Source organism: Enterobacter sp. EC_50 (genome assembly GCF_019584525.1).
GTDB classification, from domain to species: domain Bacteria; phylum Pseudomonadota; class Gammaproteobacteria; order Enterobacterales; family Enterobacteriaceae; genus Enterobacter; species Enterobacter roggenkampii.
Map to the genome: position 1 here is coordinate 143,919 of NZ_VDAF01000002.1, position 20,933 is coordinate 164,851.

Below are 20,933 nucleotides of genomic sequence, written 5' to 3' on the forward strand. Positions count from 1 at the left end.
GGTTCGACAACTGGCGACAGCCAGTTGGACAGACTGTGAGCGTCGCGAACAGGCTGCCCACAGGGCGAGCGAAGCGAGTCAATCCCCCCCTCACCGCCATATTTAAAGAAGAGCTCGCATGAAAATGCGGGCTTTTTTTTCGCATATTGCACGCATGCAGGGGGGATGAGAATCCCCGACCGGGGTTCGACAACTGGCGACAGCCAGTTGGACAGACTGTGAGCGTCGCGAACAGGCTGCCCACAGGGCGAGCGAAGCGAGTCAATCCCCCCCTCACCGCCATATTTGAGATGAGAGCTCGTACGAAAGTACGGGCTTTTTTCTTTTATATTCTCCGAAAGGGGGGGATTCGAACCTTGAAACTCCCTGCGCTCTTTATGTCGGGTGGCGCTGCGCTTACCCAACCTACAAAAAGCTACTCCTCCACCATCTTCGCATACTCTTCAGTCAGAAAATCCACCAGCGTCCTGACCGACGGCAGCATGCCGCGCCGCGAAGGATAAACCGCGTGAATCACTTCCCGTCGGGGTTCCCACGCGTCCAGCACCCGTACCAGTTCCCCTGACGCAAGCTGATCCTTCACCATCAATATCGGCAACTGTACAACGCCCACGCCCGCCATCGCTGCTTCCCGCAATGCCAGCATGTCGGTGGTAATAAAGCGCGGTGCGTAGTGGATCTCCGCTTTCGCCCCTTCTGGACCACTGAGCTCCCATTTATGCACCTGTTTACCGGCCCCCATACTTAATCCAGGCCATTCACTGAGCTCGGAAGGCATTCGCGGTTTACCCATACGTTCAATCAACTGCGGACTTGCCACCAGGCAATGCCCCCTGTCAGCCAGCACCCTTAACACCAGATCGCTGTCATCAAACGGACGCGGACGCACGCGGATAGCCACATCAATACCTTCGCCAACAAGATCGACCCGACGATTGGTGGCCTCAAGCTGGAGATTAATCCCGGGGTAGCGCGCCATAAACCGCGCCAGCATCGGTCCCACGTGGACGTGCAGTAACGTGACGGGACAGGTGATCCTGACGACGCCGCGCGGCTCAGCCTGCAGCGCAGCAACGGCCTCCTCTGCCGCTTCTGCTTCTATCAGCATTGCCTTACAGTGCTGATAGAAAGTGTGCCCCACTTCCGTCACCGTAAACTGCCGCGTCGTGCGCTGTATCAACCGTACGCCAAGCCGCTCCTCCAGCTGCGCAATCCTGCGGCTCAGTTTGGACTTGGGTTGGTCAAGCGCCCTTCCCGCCGCCGCAAACCCCCCGTACTCCACCACCTTCACAAACCAGACGAAGTCATTGAGATCCTGCATAAATCCTCATCGTTCTATTTTCAGAACAGTGAATGCCATTTTCACTACCTACCGGGATATTAACCCTGAATATAAGCTAATTACATCAACAGAACATCAGGAGTTAATCATGAAAAACATCACTGGCGTTTATACCGCGCCACGTCAGCACTGGGTGGGCGACGGTTTCCCGGTCCGTTCAATGTTCTCTTATCAGACGCACGGCGAGCCGCTCAGCCCGTTCCTGCTGCTGGACTACGCGGGCCCGTACACCTTTCCGGCAGACGGTGCGAAACGCGGCGTCGGCCAACACCCTCACCGGGGTTTTGAGACGGTCACTCTCGTCTATGCCGGTGAAGTGGAGCATCGCGACTCCACGGGGAAAGGCGGCGTCATTGGCCCCGGCGACGTGCAGTGGATGACCGCAGGCGCAGGCATTTTGCACGAGGAGTTCCACTCCAGCGCGTTCTCGCAAAAAGGCGGAGAACTCAAAATGATGCAGCTTTGGGTCAACCTGCCGGCGAAAGACAAGATGGCCGCACCGGGCTACCAGAGCATCACGAAAGCCGACATCCCGGTAGTGACGCTGCCTGATGACGGTGGAACGCTGCGGGTTATTGCCGGTCGCTACGACACGGTGACCGGCCCGGCGCACACCTTCTCGCCGCTCAACGTCTGGGACATCGCGCTGAACCAGGGAAGCCATCTGACGCTCGCTCAGCCGGAAGGCTGGAGCACGGCGCTGGTCGTGCTTGAGGGCAGCATCACGGTAAATGGTACCGCTCAGGCGGGTGAAGCCCAGCTGGTCGTGTTAAGTCAGGAAGGCGACAAACTGCACCTGGAAGCGAACAGCGACGCAAAAGTGCTGCTGATGGCCGGCGAGCCGCTGAATGAACCGATCGTGGGCTACGGCCCGTTTGTGATGAACAGTAAAACCGAAATCAACGAAGCCATTCGTGATTTCAATTCCGGCCGCTTCGGCCAGCTCTGAACGTAATAAAGGAGAAGAACATGTCTACACCTGCGAACTTTAATGGAACCCGTCCGGTCATCGATGTGAACGATGCTGTGATGCTCCTTATCGATCACCAGAGCGGTCTGTTCCAGACCGTTGGTGATATGCCAATGCCGGAACTGCGTGCCCGTGCGGCAGCGCTGGCAAAAATCGCTACCCTGGCGAAGATCCCGGTGATCACCACCGCATCCGTCCCGCAAGGGCCGAACGGACCGCTTATCCCGGAGATCCACGCCAACGCGCCGCATGCGCAATATGTTGCCCGTAAAGGCGAGATCAACGCCTGGGATAACCCGGAATTCGTGGCGGCGGTAAAAGCCACCGGGCGTAAGACGTTGATCATTGCGGGTACCATTACCAGCGTCTGCATGGCCTTCCCGTCGATCAGCGCGGTTGCGGACGGGTATAAGGTGTTTGCGGTGATTGATGCCTCCGGCACCTACAGCAAAATGGCGCAGGAGATCACGCTGGCGCGCGTTGTACAGGCCGGTGTGGTCCCGATGGATACGGCGGCGGTGGCCTCTGAGATCCAGCGTACCTGGAACCGTGAAGATGCGGCGGAGTGGGCGGAAGTGTACACCCACATCTTCCCGGCTTATCAGCTGCTGATCGAAAGCTACAGCAAAGCGCAGGAAGTGGTTAAAAACAGCGAAGTGCTCGATTCACAGCGTTAATCCCCTGCTCCGCGGCGTAAAAACCGTGGAGCTGATTATTGCTTAACCGAACAGGCACTAAAGCTGAAAATCTGCTTGACCGTGTCAGCGCAACTCCCTATAGTAGCGCCCCGTTGCCCCCCACGCGGTCAGGCAGCAAAACAATATGGTGAGGTGTCCGAGTGGCTGAAGGAGCACGCCTGGAAAGTGTGTATACGGCAACGTATCGGGGGTTCGAATCCCCCCCTCACCGCCATATTCGAGATGAGAGCTCGTACGAAAGTACGGGCTTTTTTCTTTTATATTCTCCGAAAGGGGGGATTCAAACCTTGAAACTCCCTGCGCTCTTTATGCCTGGTGGCGCTGCGCTTACCAGGCCTACGGGTATTGTAGGTCGGGTAAGCGCAGCGCCACCCGACAACATGCCTGCACATAAAACAAAGCCCGGTTTCCCGGGCCTTGAACGCAACTGCACACTCAGTAATACGCTTGCAGCGTGCGCTGGCAGAGCGCCGAGCGCACGCAGTCATCTTTGGTGAAGCGTACCACCCCAATCATCTCATCTTCCTCAAAACGTGACATGGCGTCGCTCAGTCCGGATTTCACGCCGGACGGCAGGTCACACTGGGTAATATCGCCGTTAACGATAACCGTCACGTTCTCCCCGAGGCGCGTTAAAAACATCTTCATTTGCGCAGCGGTCACGTTCTGAGCCTCGTCAAGAATGACGACCGCATTTTCAAATGTACGTCCGCGCATATAGGCGAACGGCGCGATTTCCACCTTGCCAATCTCTGGCCGCAGGCAGTACTGCATAAAGGATGCACCCAGCCGCTTCACCAGCACGTCATAGACGGGCCTGAAGTACGGGGCAAACTTCTCCGAAATGTCACCGGGCAAGAAGCCGAGATCTTCATCAGCCTGCAGTACCGGACGGGTAACAATGATTCTTTCCACGTCCTTATGGATCAGCGCTTCCGCCGCTTTGGCTGCACTGATCCAGGTTTTCCCGCATCCGGCTTCACCGGTTGCAAAGATGAGCTGTTTACTCTCGATAGCATTCAGGTAGTGCGCCTGAGCCTCATTGCGCGCCACAATTGGAGAATTATCACGGCTGTCACGGGCCATGCCAATTGCTTCTACGCCACTCATCTGCACAAGCGAGGTGACCGATTCTTCTTCACGCTGTTTATGGCTACGTGAATCCCGTCTCAGCACACGTTTTGCTTCGCGACGAGCTTTGATCACTGCTTTTTGTCTTCCCATGGATAGCACCTTGAGTTGTTGGTATTCATCACACGCGCCAGCGTCGGCACGATTATGCGCACGAACATCAGAGGGTTGGCTTCCTTGTAAGCCATTGCTTGCACTATCGGATGACGATACGGAACAGCTACGCGCACCGTTCTGCACGTCGGTCGAATCAGATTCTTGAGGGAGGGGGGAAAATTTAGTGGTGAGGAAATCGCTGCCGGAGTCTGAGCCTCCGCGCCGGGTGCTGCGGTTGTTATGTTTACCTTGTCCAGTACAGGACGCAACCATTCGCGATCTCCATAGTGATTCAGCATCACTGCCGGGAACTACCGCTGTCTTATCTTAAGTACATCAGGAGTTATCATAAATGCAACATTTATTTTACCCGAATGCAACTTTTAGGACTGTCCCTACAGTTGAAATCAGTCTCATATAGAAATATTACAGAAATATAACAGCAGGATAGTCATATGAAAAAATAATGTCCCCGCGAACGGTTGCGGGGACAATTATCAGGCTTCAATAAGACCCTGCGCGAGATACGCGTTGCTGTCGCGCACGCCTGGCAGGGCAAAGAAATAGCCGCCGCCGATAGGTTTAATGTACTCTTCCAGCGCTTCGCCGTTTAAGCGCTTCTGTACCGTCAGGAACCCCTTCTCGAGATCGTGCTGATAGCAGACGAACAGCAGCCCCATATCGAGCTGACCGGAATTGGTCACGCCGAGCGAATAGCTGTATCCCCGACGCATCATCAGACTGGACTGCGTCTCTTTGGTACGCGGATTGGCCAGACGAATATGGCTGTCCAGCGCAATCACGTCGCCATTCGGATCGCGGGCGTAGTCAGGCACATCATGCTCGTTCTTCATGCCGAGCGGCGCCCCGCTTTGCTTATCGCGACCGAAGATCGTCTGCTGCTCTTTGAGCGGCGTGCGGTCCCAGAACTCCACGTGGAACTGAATAATGCGCACCGCCTGATAGCTACCGCCCACCGCCCATGCCGGTTCGCCCTGATCGGCAGTGACCCACACCACCTCCTTCATGAGCGCACTATCATGGCTGTCCGGGTTGGCCGTGCCGTCCTTGAAGCCCAGCAGGTTCACCGGTGTCTCTTTCCCTTTGCTGCGGGCGGCGTGGTCAGAGATAAACCCTTCCCGCTTCCAGCGCACGCTCAGCAGATCCGGCGTGTGCTTAATGATGTCGCGCAGGGCGTGGATTACCGTGTCCTGCGTATTGGCGCAAATCTGCAGAAGCAGATCGCCGTGGCAGAGGGCGGCGTCCAGGGAATCATTCGGGAAGCGCGTCATTTTTTGCAGCGCCTTCGGCTTCTGTTTTGCCAGCCCGTAACGCGCATCAAACAGCGATTCCCCGAGCGAAACGGTAATGGTCAGGTTATCCGGGGCGATGAAAGGCCCCAGAATGCCGGAGTCCATTGGCGGCAGACGTGGGTTCGGCGTATCGGGCGCCGGTCCACCGGCGGTCAGAAACGCGATGCGCGTCGTCAGCAGGCGGAACAGGCGTTCCAGATCGGCTTTATCGCTGGCCAGCGAATCAAATGCCACCAGCATCATCGACGCCTGCTGCGGCGTCAGAATGCCCGCCTGATGCTCGCCATAAAACGGCTGCGTCTCCATGCGGGCGTTGGGTGACAGCGTGCCGGGCGCGCTTTGCGGTTTCGCCGCGTGCGCCACCGGACACCCGCCAGCCAGAGCAAGCGCGCCTCCCAGCGCCCCTACCCCTTTTAACAGCCGACGACGTGAGGGCTCTGCCACGTCGCTCTCGTTGTGCTTATCCATCGTGCTTAGTCCAGACCCAGTACGCCACGCAGCAGGGAGAGATCTTCCGCCAGGGCGGTAATCGGGCCTTTCAGCGCGTTACGGTCGGCATCGGTCAGCTTATCGTAGGTCTCAAACCCGTCTTTGGTGCGGTACTTCGCCAGGATGGTGTCGACTTTTTTGAAGTTGGCGTCCACCTTGGCCAGCAGCTCGCCGTTCTCTTTCTGCAGCTGAGGACGCAGCAGGTTAACAATTTTCTGCGCGCCGTCGACGTTTGCCTGGAAGTCCCACAGGTCGGTATGGCTGTAGCGATCTTCTTCGCCGCTGATTTTGCTCGCGGCCACTTCTTCAATCAGACCGGCCGCGCCGCCCACCACTTTAGACGGCGGGAAGGCCAGCTCGCTGATGCGCTTTTGCAGCTCCAGCACGTCGCTGTTCAGCTGCTCAGCGTATTTCTCCATCCCTTTGGTGGAGTTGTCGCCAAACAGGGCTTTTTCCAGTCGGTGGAAGCCGGTAAATTTCGGATCGGCGGCCTTCTGCTCGTAATCGTCCTCACGGGCATCGATGCTGCCATCGAGGTCAGAGAACAGCTCGGCAATCGGCTCGATGCGCTCGTAGTGCTGACGGGTTGGCGCATAGAGGGATTTCGCTTTTTCGATATCCCCGGCCTTCACCGCATCGGTAAAGGCTTTGGTTGCCGTCGCCAGCTCCGCCGTCTCTTTCGTGACGTACGCCTTATACGCGGTAATTGCATCGCCCAGGCTCAGCACCGCAGCGCCTTTCGCCGCATCGGCCGTCGCTTCACCTTTGACGATGAGCTTCCCTTTCGGGTTGGTCAGCAGGCCGCAGGTCATCTCATACTCGCCCGGCTGCAGGTTGGCGGTCATCTTCTGGCTAAAGCCAGGGGCGATATTTTCACGCTCTTCCACCACCAGAACGCCTTTCAGGATCTCCCACTCCAGCGCCTTCTGGCTGTGGTTCTGAATAATAAACTGGGTTTTACCGCTGTTCACCGTGAGGGTCATCGGCTCACACTGCTTGTCGTTGACGGTGACCTTAACCTGTGGAACATCCGCGCCCCAGGCGGAGAAAGCAGAAGCGAACAGCGCGGCAATGCCTGCGCATAACGCACTACGACGGAACTGAATTGCCATGACTCTTCCCTTTAAAAGTATGTTGTCACTAAATCAAAAATTACGGCGCAACGCGCGACGCCTGCGTGCCGGTACGCGGCGGCATTGCGAACAGCACCAGCGCCGGAACCAGATAAATAAAGTACATCGCCACTTCGCTGACGCTCGGCGTTTCCTGATAGCCGAAGATACCTTCGAGCAGGGTGCCGGTCAGAGAGTGCGTGGAGAGAACGTTGCTGAGGTCAAACGCCACGTCCTGGAAGTGGTTCCACAGGCCCGCTTCATGGAAGGCGCGAATCGCCCCCGCCGCCAGACCCGCGGCCACCAGCAGAATAAACAGGCTGGTCCACTTGAAGAAGGCGCCCAGATTCAGGCGGATACCGCCCCAGTACAGCAGGAAACCGAGCACCACGGCCGTGGCGAGGCCCAGCACGACCCCCAGCGGCGGCCAGATCCCCACATCCTGCTGAAACGCCGCCAGCAGGAAGAAAACAGACTCCAGCCCTTCACGCGCGACGGCGAAAAAGACCATCATAATGAGCGCCCAGCCGTGGTTGTTCCCCTTCTGCAGCGCGTTATCCACCGCCTGCTCCAGCTGCACCTTCACGTTACGCGAGACTTTACGCATCCAGAACACCATCCAGGTGAGGATCACCACCGCAATCACGGCGACGATACCTTCAAACAGCTCCTGCTCTTTCTGCGGGAACTCGCCGGTGGTTTCGTTAATGAGAATGCCCAGGCCCAGGCAGAGCGCCGCGGCAAGGAATACGCCGACCCACATGACGCCAATCCAGCGCCCGCGCTGGGTTCGCTTCAGATAACTGGCGATGAGGCTCACGATAAGGGCGGCTTCGAGCCCTTCACGTAACATAATGAGAAATGGAACAAACATGCCGACACCTTAAATGTTTATCGCGGTCAACTGATGCAAAGAAAGGTAAATTCTTGTGATAGTGATTATCATTACGACGGAAAGAAAAACAAGCGAAATGTGCGGTGTTTTGATGACGAGTTGTAAACGCAAAGCCTGATAATAGTGACGTACGTAACGTTCAGGTTTATAAGTTATAACGAAAATGCCCATTTACGCTGATTCAGGGCTGTGGCTAAATATCCGCCTCACAACCTAACTGAAAATAAACCATGTTTAAAATTGTCCATTTCCTGCTGGCGCTGGTGATTATTCTTGCGCTCGCCTGGCTTACGAGTTTTGACCGCCGGAAAATTCGGGTTCGTTTTGTTTTACAGCTGATTGTTATTGAAATTGCGCTGGCGTTCTTTTTCCTGCACGCCGAAAGCGGGTTATTCCTGATTAAATACGTCTCAGGATTTTTTGAGTCACTGCTCAAATTTGCTGGCGAAGGCACCAATTTCGTCTTTGGCGGTATGGGTGAAAAAGGGCTGGCGTTCATTTTCCTCGGCGTGCTTTGTCCGATTATTTTTATTTCCGCGCTGATCGGTATTCTTCAGCACTGGCGGATCCTGCCAATTTTTATTCGGGTAATCGGTACGCTGCTGTCAAAACTGAACGGTATGGGCAAGCTGGAATCCTTTAACGCGGTGAGCTCGCTGATCCTCGGCCAGTCGGAAAACTTCATTGCCTACAAAGGCGTGCTGGGCGATCTCTCCTCGCGTCGTCTGTTCACCATGGCGGCCACGGCCATGTCGACAGTCTCCCTGTCGATTGTCGGGGCGTATATGACCATGCTCGACGCCAAATATGTCGTCGCGGCGCTGATTCTCAACATGTTCAGCACCTTTATTATCCTCTCAGTCATCAACCCGGCGCGCCCGGAAGCGGAACCGGATGTTAAGCTCGAAAAACTGCATGAATCCCAGAGCTTCTTCGAGATGCTCGGCGAGTATATTCTGGCCGGTTTTAAAGTAGCGATGATTATTCTGGCGATGCTGATTGGCTTTATCGCGCTTATTAGCGCCGTTAATGCCCTCTTCTCCAGCGTATTTGGCATGAGCTTCCAGCAGATCCTGGGCTATGTATTTTATCCCCTGGCGTGGCTGGTAGGGATTCCGCTGAGCGATGCCTTAAACGCGGGCAGCATAATGGCGACCAAGCTGGTGGCGAATGAATTTGTGGCGATGATTGAGCTGCAAAAAATAGCGCACCAGATGTCCCCGCGCGGGCTGGGGATTTTATCCGTCTTCCTCGTCTCGTTCGCGAACTTTGCCTCCATCGGCATCGTGGCCGGGGCGATTAAGGGCCTGAACGAGCAGCAGGGTAACGTGGTATCGCGTTTCGGGCTGCGTCTGGTGTACGGCGCGACGCTGGTGAGTTTGCTGTCGGCGAGCTTTGCGGGGTTGGTGCTCTGATGCAATGCCGGGTGGCGCGCAGCGATCCCGGCCTACAAAACAACAACGGCGGGAATTCCCGCCGTTTTCATTAAAACTGCACGCACACCGGCTGATCGACACGCATCACCGACTCCTGCGCGAAGCGGGACTTATAAATCCCGCGTAACGCTTCGATGTTCTTCTCGCTCTGCGCATCTTTACCGTGGATCAGCATCAGCGCCTTGCTCGGCTCGCGCGCCACTTTTCCGTCGTTCCCCAGCCACTGCCCGCGGGCATCAAACACCGTTAAGCCATCGCGAAAGCGCGGCGTCACGTCCTGGTCAACAAACTGCTGCCACTCGTTGCTGGTAATCTGCGCCCCGGCAGGACGGTTTAAGCCGAAATAGAGCGTGGTTTGCTGCATCTGGCTATCCGCTTTGCAGGTCTCCACCGCCGCGTGTTGCGATGGCGCGCTGCAGCCCGCCAGCATCAATAATGCCGCCGCCATTAACCCTGTTTTGATTGTCATGCTTCGCTATCCTCATTGTTATAAGCACAGGGATATCACAGGAAAAGACAGATTTTGGCAAGAAAAAAGCCGGGTGCGCTTGCGCTTACCCGGCCTACGGTTTTCCGTGGGAAAAATTATTCCGGCTGCAGCTTAGACGGCGGCGCGGAGTGGTAATGCGCGTCGGCTTCCGCAAAGCGTTTCTGCATGGAGGCAGACGGTGCTTTACCCAGCAGGCTGAAGACCACGATACCGATGCTGCCGAAGATGAAGCCAGGAATGATTTCGTACAGGCCCAGCCAGGCGAACTGTTTCCAGACGATAACGGTCACCGCACCGATAATCATCCCCGCCAGCGCGCCGTTACGGGTCATACGGGACCACATGACGGAGAACAGGACGACCGGACCAAACGCCGCACCGAAGCCCGCCCACGCGTAGCTCACGAGACCCAGCACGCGGTTTTCCGGGTTGGCCGCCAGCGCAATCGCCACCAGCGCCACCAGCAGCACCATAAAGCGCCCTACCCACACCAGCTCTTTCTGGCTCGCGTTTTTACGCAGGAAGGCCTTATAGAGATCTTCAGTGATTGCACTGGAGCAGACCAGCAGCTGACAGCTCAGGGTGGACATCACCGCCGCCAGGATCGCAGAGAGCAGAATACCGGCAATCCACGGGTTAAACAGAATCTGCGCCAGTTCGATGAACACGCGCTCGGCGTTCTGGTTCACCGCGCCCGCCTGCGCCGGGTTGTTATTAAAGTAGGCGATACCGAAGAAGCCGACCGCACACGCGCCCGCCAGACACAGAATCATCCACGTCATGCTGATGCGACGCGCATGAACGATGGTGTGATGAGAATCCGCCGCCATAAAGCGCGCCAGAATGTGCGGCTGACCGAAGTAGCCCAGACCCCAGCCCATCAGGGAGACGATGGCGACAAAGTTCAGCCCTTTCAGCATGTCGACGTTTTCAATGCTCTTCTGCTTGATCACTTCCAGCGATTCGCCAAAGCCGCCAACGGTGAAAATCACAATCACCGGGGTCAGGATCAGGGCAAAGATCATCAGACTCGCCTGCACGGTGTCGGTCCAGCTTACCGCCAGGAACCCGCCCACGAAGGTATAGAGGATGGTCGCCGCCGCACCGGCCCACAGGGCGGTTTCATAGCTCATGCCGAAGGTGCTTTCGAACAGGCGCGCGCCCGCCACGATGCCGGAGGCACAGTAGATGGTAAAGAACAGGAGGATAACCACGGCAGAGATAATGCGCAGAATGCGGCTGTTATCTTCAAAGCGTCCGGTGAAGTAGTCCGGCAGCGTCAGGGCATTATTGTTAGCCTCGGTATGCACGCGCAGACGGCCCGCCACCAGCTTCCAGTTGATCCACGCGCCCACGGTCAGACCGATGGCGATCCAGCTTTCCGAGATACCGGAGATAAAAATCGCACCCGGCAGACCCATCAGCAGCCATCCGCTCATGTCCGATGCGCCCGCGGAGAGTGCGGTCACCATCGGGCCTAAACTGCGTCCGCCCAGAATGTAGTCGTCAAAGTTTTTCGTGGAACGCCACGCCAAAAACCCTATCAGGATCATGCCAAAAATATAAACGAGAAATGTCACCAGCATCGGTGTGCTAATTGCCATTCAAATTCTCCAAAAGTGTCGAGCGACAACCATCCGGGTTGCCTTGTTATATGATCACCGGAACGAGGTGACGGTATCTTGTGTTTCGGTTGGGCGCGCTATCCTGCCGTATGCGCCCTCCGCTGACAAACGATTTAACACTGCATTTACATCAATTTCATCCCCGGTTTGATACGAGTTTCCTATAGGTTGCACTCGCTCACGCTTTTACGGGTTGCACCTTTGAAAAGTGTTAACTCCCGCATAAAACCAGGCTTTCCGCGACAAAGCCAGCACGTTTTTCCAGCTAACCATTCGTTAACAATCCATTCATTTTCTGGGTTGCAAACCAGGTCACATTTAACACGGTTGCACAAAGTTGCAACATGGTGGATATTTCACGCTAACGACCAAACACGATGAAAGCACAACAGGAGCTTTGGCATGGGTATGACCACCATGGGGGTTAAGCTGGATGACGCGACCCGCGAACGGATTAAGACCGCAGCAACCCGCATTGATCGCACGCCGCACTGGTTAATTAAGCAGGCGATTTTTAACTATCTCGAAAGACTCGAGAGCGACGAGGGCCTGCCGGAGCTGCCTGCCCTGCTCGCCGGTGCCGCCAATGAAAGCGAAGACGCGCCAGCCGCTGGCGACGAGAGCCATCAGCCGTTCCTCGAATTCGCCGAGCAGATCCTGCCGCAGTCCGTCAGCCGCGCCGCCATTACCGGTGCGTACCGTCGCGCCGAAACCGACGCCGTACCGATGCTGCTGGAGCAGGCCCGTCTGCCGGAAGCTATTGCCGCACAGGCGCACAGCCTGGCGTACCAGCTGGCTGACAAACTGCGTAACCAAAAAACCGCCACCGGCCGCGCCGGGATGGTTCAGGGTCTGCTGCAGGAGTTTTCCCTCTCCTCACAGGAAGGCGTGGCGCTGATGTGCCTGGCGGAAGCGCTGCTGCGTATTCCGGATAAAGCCACCCGCGACGCGCTGATCCGCGACAAGATCAGCAACGGCAACTGGCATTCGCACATTGGCCGCAGCCCGTCGCTGTTCGTCAACGCCGCGACCTGGGGCCTGCTGTTCACCGGCAAACTGGTCTCGACCCATAACGAAGCCAACCTGTCCCGCTCCCTGAACCGCATCATCGGCAAGAGCGGCGAGCCGCTGATCCGCAAGGGCGTGGACATGGCGATGCGTCTGATGGGCGAGCAGTTCGTCACCGGGGAAACCATTGCCGAAGCGCTGGCGAACGCCCGCAAGCTGGAAGATAAAGGTTTCCGCTACTCCTACGACATGCTGGGCGAAGCGGCGCTGACCGCCGCCGACGCGCAGGCCTACATGGTTTCTTACCAGCAGGCGATCCACGCCATCGGTAAAGCGTCCAACGGTCGCGGTATTTATGAAGGCCCGGGCATCTCCATTAAGCTTTCCGCCCTGCACCCGCGCTACAGCCGCGCGCAGTACGATCGGGTAATGGAAGAGCTCTACCCGCGCCTGAAGTCCCTGACCCTGCTGGCGCGCCAGTATGATATCGGCATCAACATCGACGCCGAAGAGGCCGACCGTCTGGAGATCTCCCTCGATCTGCTGGAAAAACTGTGCTTCGAACCGGAGCTGGCGGGCTGGAACGGCATTGGCTTCGTGATCCAGGCCTACCAGAAGCGCTGCCCGTTCGTCATTGATTACCTGATTGACCTGGCCAGCCGCAGCCGCCGTCGCCTGATGATCCGCCTGGTGAAAGGGGCCTACTGGGACAGCGAAATCAAACGCGCCCAGATGGAAGGGCTGGAAGGCTATCCGGTCTACACCCGCAAGGTCTATACCGACGTCTCTTACCTCGCCTGCGCGAAAAAGCTGCTCGGCGTGCCGAACCTGATTTATCCGCAGTTCGCCACCCACAACGCCCACACCCTGGCGGCCATTTACAGCCTGGCCGGGCAGAACTACTACCCGGGCCAGTACGAATTCCAGTGCCTGCACGGCATGGGTGAACCGCTGTACGAGCAGGTGACCGGTAAAGTGGCGGACGGCAAGCTTAACCGCCCGTGCCGCATTTACGCCCCGGTAGGTACCCACGAAACCCTGCTGGCATATCTGGTGCGTCGCCTGCTGGAAAACGGCGCGAACACCTCCTTCGTTAACCGCATCGCCGACACCACGCTGCCGCTCGACGAGCTGGTCGCCGATCCGGTGCAGGCCGTTGAGAAGATGGCGGCGCAGGAAGGCCAGATTGGCCTGCCGCATCCGAAGATTGCCCTGCCGCGCGAGCTGTACGGCCAGGGTCGCGTCAACTCGGCGGGGCTGGATCTCGCCAACGAACACCGTCTGGCGTCCCTCTCCTCTGCCCTGCTCAACAGCGCGCTGCAGAAGTGGCAGGCCAAACCGATGCTGGAGCAGCCCGTTGCTGACGGCGACATGCAGCCGGTCATCAACCCGGCGGAGCCAAAAGACATCGTCGGCTACGTGCGTGAAGCCACCGATGCGGAAGTGGATCAGGCGCTGGACAGCGCGGTGAATAACGCCCCTATCTGGTTCGCCACGCCGCCGCAGGAGCGCGCCGCCATTCTGGAACGCGCGGCGGTGCTGATGGAAGACCAGATGCAGTCGCTCATCGGCATTCTGGTGCGCGAAGCGGGTAAAACCTTCAGCAACGCCATCGCCGAAGTGCGCGAGGCGGTCGACTTCCTGCACTACTACGCCGGTCAGGTGCGCGATGATTTCGACAACGAAACCCACCGTCCGCTCGGCCCGGTCGTCTGTATCAGCCCGTGGAACTTCCCGCTGGCGATCTTCACCGGCCAGATTGCCGCCGCCCTGGCCGCTGGCAACAGCGTGCTGGCAAAACCGGCAGAGCAGACCCCGCTGATTGCCGCACAGGGCATCAACATTCTTCTGGAAGCCGGCGTACCGGCGGGCGTGGTCCAGCTGCTGCCGGGCCGCGGTGAAACCGTGGGCGCCAAACTGACCTCCGATAACCGCGTGCGCGGCGTGATGTTTACCGGTTCGACCGAAGTGGCCTCGCTGCTGCAGCGCAATATTGCCACCCGTCTGGATGCGCAGGGTCGTCCTACTCCGCTCATTGCGGAAACCGGCGGCATGAACGCCATGATCGTCGACTCCTCTGCCCTCACCGAGCAGGTGGTAGTTGACGTTCTGGCCTCCGCCTTCGACAGCGCCGGTCAGCGCTGCTCCGCCCTGCGCGTGCTGTGCCTGCAGGATGACGTGGCGGACCACACCCTGAAGATGCTGCGCGGCGCGATGGCCGAATGCCGCATGGGCAACCCGGGCCGTCTCACCACCGACATCGGGCCGGTGATCGATGCGGAAGCCAAAGCCAATATTGAAAACCACATTCAGGCCATGCGCGCGAAAGGCCGTCCGGTGTTCCAGGCGGTGCGAGACAACAGCGAAGATGCCCGCGAGTGGCGTTCCGGCACCTTTGTGCCGCCTACGCTTATCGAGCTGGCAAGCTTCGACGAGCTGAAAAAAGAGGTCTTCGGTCCGGTGCTGCACGTGGTGCGCTACAACCGTAACAACCTCAACGAGCTGGTTGAGCAGATCAACGCCTCCGGCTATGGCCTGACGCTCGGCGTGCATACCCGTATCGACGAGACCATCGCGCAGGTGACCGGCAGCGCCAAAGTAGGCAACCTGTACGTCAACCGCAACATGGTTGGCGCGGTCGTGGGCGTGCAGCCGTTCGGCGGTGAAGGCCTCTCCGGCACCGGTCCGAAAGCGGGCGGTCCGCTCTACCTGTACCGTCTGCTGGCGAACCGCCCTGAGAACGCGCTGGGCGTCACCCTGGCGCGTCAGGATGCGGAGTATCCGGTGGATGCGCAGCTGAAAACCGTGCTGACCCAGCCGCTGGACGCGCTGATTAAGTGGGCTGATAATCGTCCAGAGCTGCGTGCGATTGCGCAGCAGTATGGCGAGCTGGCACAGGCCGGTACGCAGCGTCTGCTGCCGGGGCCGACCGGCGAGCGCAATACCTGGACGCTGATGCCGCGCGAGCGCGTTCTGTGCGTGGCGGATAACGAGCAGGACGCGCTGGTACAGCTGGCCGCCGCGATGGCCACCGGGTGTGAAGTGCTGTGGCCGGACGATGCGCTGCATCGCGACCTGGCCAAACAGCTGCCGAAAGCGGTCTCGGCCCGCATTCACTTCGCGAAAGCCGATGCGCTCCTGACGCAGCCGTTCGATGCCGTCATTTACCACGGTGATTCTGACCAGCTGCGCGAGCTGTGCGAGCAGGTTGCGGCCCGCAGCGGGGCGATTGTTTCGGTGCAGGGCTTCGCGCGCGGCGAAACCAACCTGCTGCTGGAACGCCTGTACGTGGAGCGCTCGCTCAGCGTCAACACCGCTGCAGCGGGCGGTAACGCCAGCCTGATGACCATCGGTTAATCGTGTAAACTCTCCCCGGTGGCGCTACGCTTACCGGGGCTACAAAACAACCGTAGGCCGGATAAGCGCAGCGCATCCGGCTTTTTTACACGGAGGGGATGATGAAAAGAGTATTTTTCGCAGGCGCAGCGCTGTTGCTGAGCGCCAGCGCGCTGGCCGACGAGTGCGACAAAGCGACCACCCAGCTTGAGCTGAATACCTGTAGCGCGCAGCATTATCAGGCTGCCGACAAAAAGCTCAACCAGACCTATCAGGCCGCCGTCAAGCGTGCGGAAGCCCCTCAGCGCGAGCTGCTGAAAAAGGCGCAGCAGGCCTGGATTGCCCTGCGCGACGCGGACTGTGCGTTTATCGGTTCGGGGACGGAAGGCGGCAGCGTTCAGCCGATGATCGTGAATCAGTGCCTGGCGGAGAAAACCGTGGAGCGCGAGGCGTTTCTGGCCTCGCTGATGCAGTGTGAAGAGGGCGACTTAAGCTGCCCTCTCCCACCGGGGAACTAGCGCAAGCGGATCCCTTCGATAATCATCCGCTGCACGTTCTCCAGGGTGCTGTGGAAAAACGCTTCGTCCTGGAGCGTTTTTCCGGTCACCGCCTCGACCTGGGCCGCAAAGTCAGCGTAATGCTGGGTGGAGGCCCAAATCATAAAGATCAGATGATGCGGATCGACCGGGGCCAGCTTTCCGCTGGCCACCCATCCGGCGATAATGGCCGACTTATCGTCCACCAGCTGCTTTAAATCTCCGGTCAGCTCCGCCTGCAACAGCGGCGCCCCCTGCAGCATCTCAAGACAAAACAGCCGTGATGCCTGCGGGTAATCGCGCGACACCTCCAGCTTCAGGCGTATGTACTCTTTGATCGCCACCAGCGGGGCCAGCTCTTCGCGGAACGCTTTCAGCGGCGCCAGCCAGATATCGAGGATCTGCTGCATCACCGCAACATAAAGCGCCTCTTTCGACGGGTAATAGTAGAGCAGATTGGTTTTGGATACCCCGGACTGCTCCGCCACCTGCTCAAGGCGCGTGCCGTGAATGCCAAACTGCGAAAAGGTCTCCAGGGCCGCGCTGAGGATCGCCTGCTTCTTGGCGCTCACCGCCTGCGAACGTTTACCTGGTGTTTTCACTGCGCCTTGTGTCATTCCCGCTCTCCTTATTCTGCGTTGCCCTCAGCATAGCAAAACCCCCGTCTCGCCACGACATCCTGCACCCCGATCGCGCATGAATGCCTGTTTTCTGTGCAATGTTTTTGACCAGTTAGTCCACATTTAATCACATCAAACCACCAACCTCTGATTAACACATTAATAACACTGCCATTTTCAAAACTGGCACTGCCTTTGCAAAAACACCGTTACACCTGCGACGTAATGAAGAGAGGTTCGTGATGAAAATTGGCGTATTTGTACCCATCGGCAACAACGGCTGGCTTATCTCGACCACTGCACCGCAATACATGCCGACCTTTGAGCTGAATAAAGCCATCGTGCAGAAAGCGGAGCACTACCATTTCGACTTTGCGCTTTCGATGATCAAGCTGCGCGGCTTCGGCGGCAAAACCGAGTTCTGGGATCACAACCTGGAGTCCTTCACCCTGATGGCCGGACTGGCCGCGGTCACCTCGCGGATCCAGATCTACGCCACCGCAGCCACCCTCACCCTGCCCCCGGCGATCGTGGCGCGCATGGCCTCCACCATCGACTCCATCTCCGGCGGACGCTTTGGCGTCAACCTGGTGACCGGCTGGCAAAAACCGGAGTACGAGCAGATGGGTCTCTGGCCGGGCGACGATTACTTCTCTCGCCGCTACGACTACCTGGCCGAGTACGTGCAGGTGCTCCGCGACCTGTGGGGTACCGGCAAAAGCGATTTCAAGGGCGACTTCTTCACCATGAACGACTGCCGCGTCAGCCCGCAGCCGTCGGTGCCGATGAAGGTGATTTGCGCCGGGCAGAGCGACGCGGGAATGGAATTCTCGGCGAAATACGCCGACTTCAACTTCTGCTTCGGTAAAGGGGTTAACACGCCTGCCGCCTTCGCCCCGACCGCCGCGCGCATGAAAGAGGCCGCCGACAAAACCGGGCGCGACGTGGGCTCCTACGTGCTGTTTATGGTCATTGCCGACGAAACCGACGAGGCCGCACGCGCGAAATGGGAGCGCTATAAGGAGGGCGCCGACGAGGAGGCCCTGAGCTGGCTCACCGAGCAGAGCCAGAAGGACACCCGCTCCGGGGCGGATACCAACGTTCGCCAGATGGCCGACCCGACCTCCGCGGTCAATATCAACATGGGCACGCTGGTCGGCTCGTACGCCAGCGTCGCCAGGATGCTGGACGAAGTGGCAGCCGTTCCCGGGGCGGAAGGCGTCCTGCTGACCTTCGACGACTTCCTCACCGGCGTGGAAACCTTCGGCGAGCGCATCCAGCCGCTGATGCAGTGCCGCGCCCACATCCCTGCCGTCACGAAGGAGGTAGCGTAATGACAACCCTTAACGCACGCCCGGAAGCCATCACCTTTGCGCCGCAGCAGAGCGCGCTGATCGTGGTGGACATGCAAAACGCCTACGCCAGCCAGGGCGGTTATCTGGATCTGGCGGGGTTCGACGTCTCCACCACCCAGCCGGTGATCGCGAACATCAAAACCGCCGTCGCCGCCGCGCGCGCCGCGGGCATGCTTATCGTATGGTTCCAGAACGGCTGGGATGACCAGTACGTTGAGGCCGGTGGCCCCGGCTCGCCCAACTTCCACAAGTCGAACGCCCTGAAAACCATGCGTAAACGGCCCGAACTGCAGGGCAAGCTGCTGGCGAAAGGCGGCTGGGACTATCAGCTGGTGGATGAGCTGGTCCCGCAGGCGGACGATATCGTCCTGCCGAAACCGCGCTACAGCGGCTTTTTCAACACGCCGCTCGACAGCCTGCTGCGCAGCCGGGGCATTCGCCACCTGGTGTTCACCGGCATTGCCACCAACGTCTGCGTGGAGTCGACCCTGCGCGACGGCTTTTTCCTCGAGTATTTCGGCGTGGTGCTGGAAGACGCGACCCATCAGGCCGGGCCGGAATTCGCCCAGAAGGCGGCCCTGTTCAATATCGAAACCTTTTTTGGCTGGGTCAGTAACGTTGCGGAGTTCTGCGACGCCCTGACGCCTCAGCTCGCCCGTATCGCCTGAGGAGACACACGATGCCGAAATCCGTAATCATCCCGCCGGGCACCAGCACGCCCATCGCCCCGTTTGTCCCCGGCACCCTCGCCGACGGCGTGGTGTATGTCTCCGGCACGCTGCCGTTTGATAAAGACAATAACGTGGTGTTTATCAACGACCCAAAGGCGCAAACCCGCCACGTGCTGGAGACGATCAAAACCGTGATCGAAACGGCGGGTGGCACGATGGAAGACGTGACCTTCAACAGCATCTTTATTACCGACTGGAAAAACTACGCCGCGATTAACGAAATCTACGCGGAGTTCTTCCCCGGCGATAAGCCGGCCCGATTCTGCATTCAGTGCGGGCTGGTGAAGCCGGACGCGCTGGTTGAGATCGCCACCGTTGCGCACATCGCGAAGTGAGGCAGGCATGAAACTCTCCGTCTCACCGCCCCCGTATGAGGGTGCGCCCGTGGTGGTCCTTATTGCCGGTCTCGGCGGCAGCGGCAGCTACTGGCTGCCCCAGCTGGCCGCGCTGGAACCCGAGTATCAGGTGGTGTGCTATGACCAGCGCGGAACGGGCAATAACCCCGACGCCCTGCCGGAAGGATACAGCCTGGCACAGATGGCGGACGAACTGGCCCAGGCGCTGGCTGAGGCCGGGATTGCCCGCTACAGCGTCGTCGGCCATGCGCTGGGGGCGCTGGTCGGCCTGCAGCTGGCCCTCGACCGCCCCGACGCCCTCACCGCGCTGGTGTGCGTCAACGGCTGGTTGACCCTCAGCGCGCATACCCGCCGCTGCTTTCAGATCCGCGAGCGCCTGCTGCATTACGGCGGCCCGCAGGCGTGGGTTGAGGCGCAGCCGCTGTTTCTCTACCCGGCAGACTGGATGGCCGCTCGCGCCCCCCGTCTGGAGGCCGAAGAAGCGCTGGCGCTGGCCCACTTTCAGGGAAAAGCCAACCTGCTGCACCGGCTCAGCGCCCTGAAAAAGGCCGACTTCAGCCGCCACGCCGCACGCATCCGCTGCCCGGTACAGATCATTTGTTCCGCCGACGACATGCTGGTGCCCTCTGTCTGCTCGTCTGAGCTGCAGGCGGCCATCCCGCACAGCCACAGCGCGGTGATGCGCCAGGGCGGCCATGCCTGCAACGTCACCGAGCCGGACACCTTTAACACCCTGCTGCTGAACGGGCTTGCCAGCCTGCTGCACAGTCATGAACACGCTTTATAAGGAGCCTTAATGAGCGAAGCCATTACCCCCGCCGCGCTGGAAACCCTGTTCACCGGCGCCCGCACCCATAACGGCTGGCAGGATATTGCCGTCACCGACGAGACGCTGCGCGAAATCTACGACCTGATGAAATGGGGGCCAACCTCGGCCAACTGCTCCCCGGCACGGATTGTGTTTGTGCGAAGCGCGGAAGGAAAAGAGAAGCTCCGCCCGGCGCTCTCCAGCGGCAATCTGGAGAAAACGCTCACCGCCCCGGTCACGGCGATTGTCGCCTGGGACAGTGAATTCTACGAGCGCCTGCCTGAACTGTTCCCGCACGGCGATGCCAGAAGCTGGTTTACCGCAAGCCCCGCGCTGGCGGAAGAGACCGCCTTTCGCAACAGCTCGCTGCAGGCCGCGTACATGATTTTCGCCTGTCGCGCGCTGGGGCTGGACACCGGCCCGATGTCGGGCTTTGACCGCCAAAAGGTCGACGAGGTCTTTTTCACCGGCACGACGCTTAAAAGCAATCTGCTGATCAACATTGGCTACGGCGACCCGGGCAAACTTTACGGCCGCCTGCCGCGCCTGACCTTCGACGATGCCTGCGGGCTGGCGTAAGGAGCGA

The 20,933-nt window shown here is 58.9% G+C and carries 18 protein-coding genes and 1 tRNA gene; 11 read left to right on the forward strand and 8 right to left on the reverse strand.

Annotated elements, in window-relative coordinates; genetic code table 11:
• Positions 1-415 precede the first annotated feature (415 nt).
• Positions 416-1,321 carry a LysR family transcriptional regulator gene (locus tag FHC48_RS02445; RefSeq protein ID WP_025912992.1) on the reverse strand — a complete coding sequence of 302 codons (906 nt, stop codon included), beginning with the start codon at positions 1,319-1,321 and terminating at the stop codon, positions 416-418.
• A 109-nt stretch (positions 1,322-1,430) separates the two neighbouring features.
• Between FHC48_RS02445 and FHC48_RS02450 the strand changes: the two genes are divergently transcribed.
• The 3 genes from FHC48_RS02450 to FHC48_RS02460 all read left to right on the forward strand — a co-directional run bounded on the left by FHC48_RS02450 (position 1,431) and on the right by FHC48_RS02460 (position 3,224).
• Positions 1,431-2,291, forward strand: coding sequence for a pirin family protein (locus FHC48_RS02450; RefSeq protein WP_045334690.1), 861 nt, complete (start codon positions 1,431-1,433; stop codon positions 2,289-2,291).
• Positions 2,292-2,311: 20 nt separating this feature from the next.
• On the forward strand, positions 2,312-2,989 hold the full coding sequence (locus tag FHC48_RS02455; RefSeq protein WP_008503510.1) for an isochorismatase family protein: 678 nt from the start codon (positions 2,312-2,314) through the stop codon (positions 2,987-2,989).
• 147 nt (positions 2,990-3,136) lie between these two features.
• Positions 3,137-3,224 (forward strand) — tRNA-Ser (locus FHC48_RS02460).
• 221 nt (positions 3,225-3,445) lie between these two features.
• Here the strand turns inward: FHC48_RS02460 and phoH are convergent.
• The 4 genes from phoH to efeU all read right to left on the reverse strand — a co-directional run bounded on the left by phoH (position 3,446) and on the right by efeU (position 8,025).
• Positions 3,446-4,234, reverse strand: coding sequence for a phosphate starvation-inducible protein PhoH (phoH, locus tag FHC48_RS02465; protein ID WP_008503509.1), 789 nt, complete (start codon positions 4,232-4,234; stop codon positions 3,446-3,448).
• A gap of 500 nt (positions 4,235-4,734) precedes the next feature.
• Positions 4,735-6,018, reverse strand: a complete 1,284-nt coding sequence (gene efeB / locus FHC48_RS02470) for an iron uptake transporter deferrochelatase/peroxidase subunit (protein ID WP_032651282.1) — start codon at positions 6,016-6,018, stop codon at positions 4,735-4,737.
• A 5-nt stretch (positions 6,019-6,023) separates the two neighbouring features.
• Positions 6,024-7,151, reverse strand: a complete 1,128-nt coding sequence (efeO, locus tag FHC48_RS02475) for an iron uptake system protein EfeO (RefSeq protein WP_045334694.1) — start codon at positions 7,149-7,151, stop codon at positions 6,024-6,026.
• 40 nt (positions 7,152-7,191) lie between these two features.
• Complete coding sequence (efeU, locus tag FHC48_RS02480; RefSeq protein WP_059363218.1) at positions 7,192-8,025, reverse strand: iron uptake transporter permease EfeU; 834 nt, start codon at positions 8,023-8,025, stop codon at positions 7,192-7,194.
• A gap of 251 nt (positions 8,026-8,276) precedes the next feature.
• Between efeU and FHC48_RS02485 the strand changes: the two genes are divergently transcribed.
• Complete coding sequence (locus FHC48_RS02485; protein ID WP_021240801.1) at positions 8,277-9,461, forward strand: NupC/NupG family nucleoside CNT transporter; 1,185 nt, start codon at positions 8,277-8,279, stop codon at positions 9,459-9,461.
• A gap of 70 nt (positions 9,462-9,531) precedes the next feature.
• Here FHC48_RS02485 and FHC48_RS02490 read toward each other — a convergent pair whose 3' ends face one another.
• Both FHC48_RS02490 and putP read right to left on the reverse strand, forming a co-directional pair.
• Positions 9,532-9,951: a DUF3574 domain-containing protein gene (locus FHC48_RS02490; protein ID WP_032651277.1), complete on the reverse strand. Its 420-nt coding sequence runs from the start codon at positions 9,949-9,951 to the stop codon at positions 9,532-9,534.
• A 116-nt stretch (positions 9,952-10,067) separates the two neighbouring features.
• Complete coding sequence (putP, locus tag FHC48_RS02495) at positions 10,068-11,576, reverse strand: sodium/proline symporter PutP (RefSeq protein WP_008499815.1); 1,509 nt, start codon at positions 11,574-11,576, stop codon at positions 10,068-10,070.
• A 423-nt stretch (positions 11,577-11,999) separates the two neighbouring features.
• Between putP and putA the strand changes: the two genes are divergently transcribed.
• A complete protein-coding gene (gene putA / locus FHC48_RS02500) occupies positions 12,000-15,962 on the forward strand; it encodes a trifunctional transcriptional regulator/proline dehydrogenase/L-glutamate gamma-semialdehyde dehydrogenase (protein ID WP_032651275.1) in 3,963 nt (1,320 codons plus the stop codon).
• A gap of 101 nt (positions 15,963-16,063) precedes the next feature.
• A complete protein-coding gene (locus tag FHC48_RS02505) occupies positions 16,064-16,459 on the forward strand; it encodes a lysozyme inhibitor LprI family protein (RefSeq protein ID WP_059363217.1) in 396 nt (131 codons plus the stop codon).
• On the opposite strand, the gene rutR is transcribed toward FHC48_RS02505, so the two are convergent.
• Positions 16,456-17,094: an HTH-type transcriptional regulator RutR gene (gene rutR, locus FHC48_RS02510; protein ID WP_008499819.1), complete on the reverse strand. Its 639-nt coding sequence runs from the start codon at positions 17,092-17,094 to the stop codon at positions 16,456-16,458. The genes FHC48_RS02505 and rutR overlap by 4 nt on opposite strands.
• 245 nt (positions 17,095-17,339) lie before the next feature.
• Between rutR and rutA the strand changes: the two genes are divergently transcribed.
• Genes rutA through FHC48_RS02535 form a run of 5 tightly spaced genes read left to right on the forward strand, consistent with a single transcriptional unit; the run spans position 17,340 to position 20,926 of the window.
• On the forward strand, positions 17,340-18,431 hold the full coding sequence (gene rutA / locus FHC48_RS02515) for a pyrimidine utilization protein A (protein WP_059363215.1): 1,092 nt from the start codon (positions 17,340-17,342) through the stop codon (positions 18,429-18,431).
• Complete coding sequence (rutB, locus tag FHC48_RS02520; RefSeq protein ID WP_059363214.1) at positions 18,431-19,120, forward strand: pyrimidine utilization protein B; 690 nt, start codon at positions 18,431-18,433, stop codon at positions 19,118-19,120. The genes rutA and rutB overlap by 1 nt, the downstream gene beginning before the upstream one ends.
• Before the next feature lie 11 nt (positions 19,121-19,131).
• The gene (gene rutC, locus FHC48_RS02525; RefSeq protein ID WP_008499822.1) at positions 19,132-19,518 is read left to right on the forward strand and encodes a pyrimidine utilization protein C; all 387 of its coding nucleotides are present in this window, start codon (positions 19,132-19,134) and stop codon (positions 19,516-19,518) included.
• A 7-nt stretch (positions 19,519-19,525) separates the two neighbouring features.
• The gene (rutD, locus tag FHC48_RS02530; RefSeq protein ID WP_021240807.1) at positions 19,526-20,326 is read left to right on the forward strand and encodes a pyrimidine utilization protein D; all 801 of its coding nucleotides are present in this window, start codon (positions 19,526-19,528) and stop codon (positions 20,324-20,326) included.
• 9 nt (positions 20,327-20,335) lie between these two features.
• Positions 20,336-20,926, forward strand: coding sequence for a malonic semialdehyde reductase (locus FHC48_RS02535; protein WP_059363212.1), 591 nt, complete (start codon positions 20,336-20,338; stop codon positions 20,924-20,926).
• Positions 20,927-20,933: the final 7 nt, after the last annotated feature.